Consider the following 6,365-nt stretch of genomic DNA (forward strand, 5'->3'; position numbering starts at 1 on the left):
ATGTTTAGCTATCCTCCCGTGAAAAAGGTCTCGGTCGTTATTCCTGTGTATAACGAACAGGAGAGCCTGCCGGAGCTTATCCGCCGCACCGACACCGCCTGCGCGACGCTCGGACGGCAATATGAAATTCTGCTGGTCGACGACGGCAGCAGCGATGACTCGGCGCGAATGCTCACCGAAGCCGCCGAGGCCGAAGGCAGCCACGTGGTGGCGGTCCTGTTGAACCGCAACTATGGTCAGCACTCGGCGATTATGGCGGGCTTCAGCCACGTTACCGGCGACCTGATCATTACCCTTGATGCCGACCTGCAAAACCCGCCGGAAGAGATCCCGCGCCTGGTCGAGAAGGCCGATGAGGGCTACGACGTGGTCGGTACCGTGCGCCAGAACCGCCAGGACACCTTCTTCCGTAAAAGCGCCTCGAAGATGATCAACCGCCTGATCCAGCGCACCACCGGTAAAGCGATGGGCGACTATGGCTGCATGCTGCGCGCCTATCGCCGCCATATCATCGACGCGATGCTCAACTGCCATGAGCGCAGTACGTTTATCCCGATTCTGGCGAACACTTTTGCCCGCCGGGCGGTTGAGATCCCGGTGATGCACGCCGAGCGCGAATTCGGCGATTCTAAATACAGCTTTATGCGCCTGATTAACCTGATGTACGACCTGGTGACCTGCCTGACCACCACGCCGCTGCGCCTGCTGAGCCTGTTCGGCAGCGTCATCGCTCTGCTGGGCTTCGCCTTCGGCCTGATGCTGGTGGTGCTGCGTCTGGTGTTTGGTCCCCAGTGGGCGGCGGAAGGGGTGTTCATGCTGTTCGCGGTGCTGTTCATGTTTATCGGCGCCCAGTTTGTCGGGATGGGCCTGCTCGGGGAGTATATCGGCCGCATCTATAACGATGTCCGCGCCCGCCCTCGCTACTTTATTCAACGTGTTGTTCGCCAGCCGGAAACGGCATCTCAAGAGGAAGATCGTTCATGAAAGCCGTAGTCTTCGCTTATCACGATATGGGTTGTGCAGGTATTCAGTCTCTGCTGGATGCCGGTTATGACATCGCCGCTATTTTTACCCATCCGGATAACCCTGGCGAAAACCATTTTTTTGGCTCCGTGGCGCGTATTGCCGCTGAGCAAGGCATCCCGGTATGGGCGCCGGAAGATGCGAATCATCCGCTGTGGATCGAACGTATCCGTGAGATTAAACCGGACGTGCTGTTCTCGTTCTACTACCGCAACCTGCTGTGCGATGACATTTTGAATATTGCGCCGCAGGGGGCTTTTAACCTGCATGGTTCACTGCTGCCAAAATACCGCGGCCGCGCGCCGCTGAACTGGGTGCTGGTGAACGGCGAAAGCGAAACCGGCGTGACGCTGCACCGTATGGTTAACCGCGCCGATGCCGGCAATATCGTGGCGCAGAAAAGCGTCGCGATCGGCGCGGATGACGCGGCGCTAGCGCTGCACCGTAAGCTCTGTTCCGCGGCGTCGGAACTTTTGGCTCAGGCGCTGCCCGCCATCCGCGACGGCAAAACCGAAGAGCGCGCCCAGGATGAAAGCCAGGCGACTTACGTCGGTCGCCGTACGCCGGAAGACGGTCGCCTCGACTGGGAACGCTCGGCCCAGACGCTGCACAACCTCGTCCGTGCGGTCTCCGATCCGTGGCCGGGCGCGTTCGGCTACGCCGGCGCGAACAAGTTTATCGTCTGGAAATCCCGCGTGCGCCACGATCTGGCCGCCGCCAAAGCGGGGACGGTGATCTCCGTTGCGCCGCTGGTGGTCGCCTGCCAGGAAGGGGCGTTAGAAATCGTTACCGGGCAGACCGAGCGCGGCGTTTATATGCAGGGTACGCAGCTGGCGCAGGCGCTTGGCCTGGTTGCCGGCGCGGTGCTGAGCAGCAAACCGGTGGTGGCGATTAAGCGCCGTACCCGCGTGCTGATCCTCGGGGTGAACGGCTTTATCGGCAACCACCTGACCGAGCGTCTGCTGCAGGACGACAACTACGAGATTTACGGCCTGGACATTGGCTCCGACGCTATCAGCCGCTTCCTCGACAACCCGCGCTTCCACTTCGTTGAAGGCGATATCAGCATTCACTCCGAGTGGATCGAGTACCACATTAAGAAGTGCGACGTGGTCCTGCCGCTGGTGGCGATTGCCACGCCAATCGAATATACCCGCAACCCGCTGCGCGTGTTTGAGCTGGATTTCGAAGAGAACCTGAAGATTATCCGCGACTGCGTGAAATACGATAAGCGCATCATCTTCCCGTCGACCTCGGAAGTGTACGGCATGTGCACCGACAATAACTTCGATGAAGATACCTCCAATCTGGTGGTCGGGCCGATTAACAAACAGCGCTGGATCTACTCGGTCTCCAAGCAGCTGCTGGACCGCGTGATCTGGGCCTACGGCGATAAGAACGGCCTGAAGTTTACCCTGTTCCGTCCGTTTAACTGGATGGGGCCGCGCCTCGATAACCTCAACGCCGCGCGCATCGGTAGCTCTCGCGCCATCACCCAGCTGATCCTGAACCTGGTTGAAGGTTCGCCGATCAAGCTGATTGAGGGCGGTAAGCAGAAACGCTGTTTTACCGATATCAGCGACGGTATCGAAGCGCTGTTCCGCATCATTGAGAACAAAGACGGCCGCTGCGACGGGCAGATCATCAACATCGGCAACCCGGATAACGAAGCGAGTATCAAAGAGCTGGCGGAAATGCTGCTGGCCTGCTTTGAACGCCATCCGCTGCGCGACCGCTTCCCGCCGTTTGCCGGGTTCCGCGAAGTGGAAAGCAGCGATTACTACGGTAAAGGCTACCAGGACGTCGAACATCGTAAGCCGAGCATTCGCAACGCGAAGCGCTGCCTGAACTGGGTGCCAACGGTGGAAATGGAAGAGACCGTGGAACACACCCTGGACTTCTTCCTGCGCACGGTTGAGCTGACGGACAGCGGAAAATCATGAAACAGGTCGGCTTACGCATAGATGTCGATACCTTTCGCGGCACGCGGGACGGGGTCCCGCGGCTGCTGGCTCTGCTGAGCCAGCACGGGATTCAGGCAAGCTTCTTTTTCAGCGTCGGGCCGGACAACATGGGGCGCCATATCTGGCGCCTGATAAAACCGAAGTTTCTGTGGAAGATGCTGCGCTCAAAGGCCGCGTCGCTGTACGGCTGGGATATCCTGCTGGCCGGTACCGCCTGGCCAGGGCGCAGGATCGGCGCCGGGAATGAGGACGTTATCCGCGCCGCCGCGCAGGAGCATGAAGTCGGCCTGCACGCCTGGGATCACTATAGCTGGCAGGCGTGGAGCGGCGTCTGGCCGCAGGAAAGGCTGACGCTGGAGGTTGAACGCGGGCTGCTGGAGCTGGAGCGGATTATCGGTCGCCCGGTAACCTGTTCCGCCGTTGCCGGCTGGCGTGCCGATCAGCGGGTGATCAAAGCCAAAGAGGCTTTCGATTTCCTCTATAACAGCGACTGCCGGGGGACCGGGCCTTTTCTGCCGCAGCTGGGGAACGGCGCGCCGGGAACCGTGCAGATCCCGGTAACCTTACCGACCTGGGATGAAGTGGTGGGCAACGCGGTGGATAGTGCGGGCTTCAACCGCTATCTGCTGGACTGCATCCATCGCGACGCGGGGACGCCGGTCTATACCATCCATGCCGAAGTGGAAGGCATCGCCTTCGCGGAGCAGTTTGATGAACTGCTGACCATGGCCGCACAGGAAGAGATCCGGTTTTGCCCGCTAAGCCAGCTGCTGCCCGCCGATTTTAGCGTGCTGCCGCGAGGTAAAGTGGTTCGTGGTGAACTGGCCGGCCGGGAAGGCTGGCTTGGACGTGAACAATTACTCAATTCGGGTGTTTGATGAAAAGCATTCGCTACGGCGCCTCTCTGGTCGCCCTTTTTGTCCTCTACTATTTACTGCCGCTTAACTTCCGCCTGCTCTGGCAGCCTGATGAAACCCGCTACGCGGAGATCAGCCGCGAAATGCTGGCGACCGGCGACTGGGTGGTGCCGCATTTCCTCGGGCTGCGCTACTTTGAAAAGCCCATTGCCGGCTACTGGATCAACAGCATCGGCCAGTGGCTATTCGGCCACAATAATTTTGCCGTCCGCTTTGGGGTGGTGTTTTCCATTACCGTCACCGCTCTGCTGGTCGCCTGGCTGGCATGGCGTCTTTTCCGCGATAAACGCGTCGCGATCCTGTCACCGGCGATCTTCCTGACCGCGCTGCTGGTCTACGGTATCGGCACCTACGCGGTGCTCGACCCGATGATCACCATGTGGATGGCGCTGGCGATGTGCAGCTTCTGGGGCGCGGCGCAGGCCCAAAGCCGCGGCGGCAAAATTCTCGGCTATGTTTTACTCGGCGTGGCCTGCGGGATGGGGGTGATGACCAAAGGCTTCCTCGCGCTGGCGGTGCCGGTGGTCGGGGTACTACCGTGGGTGATTGCGCGTAAGCGCTGGCGCGAAGTGTTGACTTACGGCTGGCTGGCGGTGGGCGTCTGCGCGCTGGTGGTGCTGCCGTGGGGTCTTGCCATCGCCAAACGCGAGCCGGACTTCTGGCGCTACTTCTTCTGGGTGGAGCATATCCAGCGTTTCGCGGAAAAAGATGCCCAGCATAAAGCGCCGTTCTGGTACTACATTCCGTTCCTGATTGCCGGCAGCCTGCCGTGGCTGGCGCTGCTGCCGGGTGCGCTCAAGCGCGGCTGGACCGAACGCGATGAGTCGCGCGGTGCGCTCTATTTGCTCGGATGGGTGGCGATGCCGTTCCTGTTCTTCAGCATTGCTAAGGGTAAACTCCCAACCTATATCCTGCCCTGTTTTGCTCCCCTGTCGATTCTGATGGCGCGCTACGCGCTGGACGCGGCGAAGGCGGGGGCGAAGGCGCTGAAAATTAACGGCGCGATCAACCTGGCCTTTGGCCTGATTGGCCTGGTCGCCGTGCTGGTGGTTTCGCCGTGGGGTTTTATGCACAAGCCGGTATGGAGCCATATTGAGCTCTATAAGTGCCTGCTGGCGGCGCTGATATTTGGCTGCTGGGCGCTGATGGGCTGGCTGGCGATGAAGGACAACGGCCGCCGCTGGACCCTCGCCGCCTGCTGCCCGCTCGGGCTGGCGCTGCTGGTGGGCTTCGCTATCCCGGATCGGGTGATCGACAGCAAGCAGCCGCAGTTCCTGGTGGATATCGTCAGCGAATCGCTGACCCCGAGCCGCTACGTGTTGACCAATAACGTCGGTATCGCCGGCGGGCTGTCGTGGGAGCTCAAGCGCAGCGATATCATTCTGTTCGACAAGCAGGGCGAGCTGAAGTACGGTCTCTCCTGGCCGGACGCGCAGCACCAGTTTGTCGATCAAGCCCATTTTGCTGACTGGCTAGCGACGCACCGCCAACAGGGCCCCGTCTCGCTGGTTCTGCTGATGGATAAAGGAGAAAGTATGGCTGATTTAGCGCTACCGAAACCGGATAGCTCCTACGAGCTTGGGCGCGTGGTGTATATCCAGTATCTGCCGCAATGAGCGTCTGGATCTGTCTGGTTTTCGCCAGCCTGCTGAGCTGCGCCGGACAGCTGTGCCAGAAACAGGCGACCCGCCCGCCCAAATCCGGGCGGCGCGGGTACCATATCCTTGTCTGGCTGGGGCTCGCGCTGCTCTCTCTCGGCTGCAGCATGCTGCTGTGGCTTAGCGTGCTGCAGTCGATCCCGGTCAGCATCGCCTATCCCATGCTGAGCCTGAACTTCGTCTGGGTGACGCTGGCGGCGTGGGGGATCTGGCGCGAGCCGGTCGCGCGTCGCCACTGGCTTGGCGTGGGACTCATCGTCGTTGGGATCGTTATTCTCGGGAGCCGTATCTGATGGGCTTAATCTGGGCGTTGTTCAGCGTCGGCCTGGCGAGCGGCGCGCAGCTGCTGCTGCGCAGCGCGATGGTCGAGCTCCCGCCGCTGACGGAGATATTCACCTTCCTCAACCATCTGCTGCATCTGCGGGCGGGCACGTTTGGCCTGGCGTTCGGGCTTATGGGTTACCTGCTGTCGATGGTCTGCTGGTACTTCGCCCTCCATCAACTGCCGCTGGCGAAAGCCTACGCGCTGCTGAGCCTGAGCTACATCCTGGTATGGGCCGCCGCCATCTGGCTCCCCGGCTGGCATGAGCCTTTCCACTGGCAATCGCTGCTGGGCGTGCTGCTGATTGTCGCCGGGGTGCTGACGATCTTCTGGCCGGTGAAGCGGCTCAATTAGCCTGGCTAATATCACTGTTTCTTCCCGGTGGCGCTGCGCCGCTCGGGCTGCGGAGTTGAGCCGGCTGCTGGCCGGTAGATACTGTGAACGCCTGCAACCATTTTTAGTTGCCGATACTTTCTCCGGC

Annotated in this window: 6 protein-coding genes; all 6 read left to right on the forward strand. The window is 60.8% G+C overall.

Annotated features, from left to right (window positions below; translation table 11 throughout):
* The 6 genes from arnC to arnF are packed head-to-tail and all read left to right on the forward strand — an operon-like array spanning window position 1 to window position 6,238.
* Entirely contained in the window at window positions 1-984 is a 984-nt protein-coding gene (arnC, locus tag ABLU67_RS22565; protein ID WP_004126208.1) for an undecaprenyl-phosphate 4-deoxy-4-formamido-L-arabinose transferase, read from the forward strand.
* Window positions 981-2,966 carry a bifunctional UDP-4-amino-4-deoxy-L-arabinose formyltransferase/UDP-glucuronic acid oxidase ArnA gene (arnA, locus tag ABLU67_RS22570; protein WP_014227124.1) on the forward strand — a complete coding sequence of 662 codons (1,986 nt, stop codon included), beginning with the start codon at window positions 981-983 and terminating at the stop codon, window positions 2,964-2,966. The genes arnC and arnA overlap by 4 nt, the downstream gene beginning before the upstream one ends.
* Window positions 2,963-3,865, forward strand: coding sequence for a 4-deoxy-4-formamido-L-arabinose-phosphoundecaprenol deformylase (gene arnD, locus ABLU67_RS22575; protein WP_014227123.1), 903 nt, complete (start codon window positions 2,963-2,965; stop codon window positions 3,863-3,865). Before arnA ends, arnD begins: the two co-directional genes overlap by 4 nt.
* The gene (arnT, locus tag ABLU67_RS22580) at window positions 3,865-5,520 is read left to right on the forward strand and encodes a lipid IV(A) 4-amino-4-deoxy-L-arabinosyltransferase (protein WP_221842546.1); all 1,656 of its coding nucleotides are present in this window, start codon (window positions 3,865-3,867) and stop codon (window positions 5,518-5,520) included. The genes arnD and arnT overlap by 1 nt, the downstream gene beginning before the upstream one ends.
* Window positions 5,517-5,855: a 4-amino-4-deoxy-L-arabinose-phosphoundecaprenol flippase subunit ArnE gene (gene arnE, locus ABLU67_RS22585; RefSeq protein WP_348852541.1), complete on the forward strand. Its 339-nt coding sequence runs from the start codon at window positions 5,517-5,519 to the stop codon at window positions 5,853-5,855. The genes arnT and arnE overlap by 4 nt, the downstream gene beginning before the upstream one ends.
* Window positions 5,855-6,238: a 4-amino-4-deoxy-L-arabinose-phosphoundecaprenol flippase subunit ArnF gene (arnF, locus tag ABLU67_RS22590; RefSeq protein WP_014227120.1), complete on the forward strand. Its 384-nt coding sequence runs from the start codon at window positions 5,855-5,857 to the stop codon at window positions 6,236-6,238. Before arnE ends, arnF begins: the two co-directional genes overlap by 1 nt.
* Window positions 6,239-6,365 lie beyond the last annotated feature (127 nt).

The sequence above is a fragment of the Klebsiella sp. GN_Kp190 genome (assembly GCF_040061795.1).
GTDB classification, from domain to species: Bacteria; Pseudomonadota; Gammaproteobacteria; order Enterobacterales; family Enterobacteriaceae; genus Klebsiella; species Klebsiella michiganensis.

Coding starts and splice junctions, on each gene's coding strand:
- arnC (WP_004126208.1), top strand. CDS start 1: ATGTTTAGCTATCCTCCCGTGAAAAAGGTCTCGGTCGTTATTCCTGTG.
- arnA (WP_014227124.1), top strand. CDS start 981: ATGAAAGCCGTAGTCTTCGCTTATCACGATATGGGTTGTGCAGGTATT.
- arnD (WP_014227123.1), top strand. CDS start 2,963: ATGAAACAGGTCGGCTTACGCATAGATGTCGATACCTTTCGCGGCACG.
- arnT (WP_221842546.1), top strand. CDS start 3,865: ATGAAAAGCATTCGCTACGGCGCCTCTCTGGTCGCCCTTTTTGTCCTC.
- arnE (WP_348852541.1), top strand. CDS start 5,517: ATGAGCGTCTGGATCTGTCTGGTTTTCGCCAGCCTGCTGAGCTGCGCC.
- arnF (WP_014227120.1), top strand. CDS start 5,855: ATGGGCTTAATCTGGGCGTTGTTCAGCGTCGGCCTGGCGAGCGGCGCG.